This window comes from Mycobacterium timonense (assembly GCF_025821985.1).
In the GTDB taxonomy this organism is placed as follows: Bacteria; Actinomycetota; Actinomycetes; order Mycobacteriales; family Mycobacteriaceae; genus Mycobacterium; species Mycobacterium avium.
In genome coordinates this window covers 1-790 of sequence record NZ_JACKSY010000076.1, presented here as the reverse complement: position 1 = coordinate 790, position 790 = coordinate 1, and the positions used below count along the sequence as shown (strand labels likewise).

2 protein-coding genes and 1 pseudogene are annotated in these 790 nt (G+C 69.2%); all 3 read left to right on the top strand.

Going from position 1 to position 790, the window contains the following annotated elements; genetic code table 11:
• Positions 1–422 (top strand): PE/PPE C-terminal domain-containing protein (locus H7I87_RS18790; RefSeq protein ID WP_264002821.1); only part of this gene is annotated, 422 nt, incomplete at its 5' end.
• Between the two features lie 122 nt (positions 423–544).
• Positions 545–640, top strand: a pseudogene (locus H7I87_RS18785) (PE domain-containing protein); the annotation flags it as partial.
• A gap of 7 nt (positions 641–647) precedes the next feature.
• Positions 648–790 (top strand): PPE domain-containing protein (locus H7I87_RS29225; protein WP_264002822.1); only part of this gene is annotated, 143 nt, incomplete at its 3' end.

Genomic DNA, 790 nt, shown 5'->3' with positions numbered 1-790 from the left:
ACGGCATCACCAGCTTCTGGTCATCGATCGCCCAGCAGCTGGTGTCGGGTCCCGGTGGTAGCACGGCGGGTGCCGGGGGTGCGTGGTATCCGACGCCGCAGTTCGCCAGCTTGGGGTTGGGCAACCTGGGCAGTGTGGGCGGGGCGAGCCATGTCAGCGCGATCTCGGCCGGCGCGGGTCGGGTGGGGGCGTTGTCGGTGCCTCAGCAGTGGGCGACGTTGACCTCGGCGGTCAGCCCGGCGGTCTCCGAGGAGGGCAGCGCGGTGCAGGCGGCGGCCGGCGGGGCCCCGGGGGGTGCGGCCAACGGGTTGTTGCGCGGCATGCCGGTGGGGGCGCTGGGCCGGCGCGGCGCGGCCGCGGGCTATGTCAACAAATACGGCTTTCGCTACAGCGTCTTGACCCGCCCACCCTCGGCCGGATGACGCCCATGCCCACCTCAACACGACCGAGTCCACCCGCACACCACTCCGGCACGGGCGCCGGGCCGCATCGAAAGGCAGGAACCTCAATGTCATTCGTCACCACAGCGCCCGAGGCGCTGGCCGCCGCGGCGGTCCACGAAGTGTTCGTCCACACCCTGAGCACCAGCTCCGGGTCCTACGCGATGACTGAAGCGGCCAACGCGGCCGCGGCTGGTTAAGGAGTCAATGATGTTGGATTACGGAACGTTTCCGCCGGAGTTCAATTCGGCGCGGATTTATTCGGGTCCGGGGTCGGGTTCGTTGGTGGCTGCGGCGTCGGCGTGGAGTTCGTTGGCGGCGGAGTTGAATGCGGCGGCGTTGAGTTATGA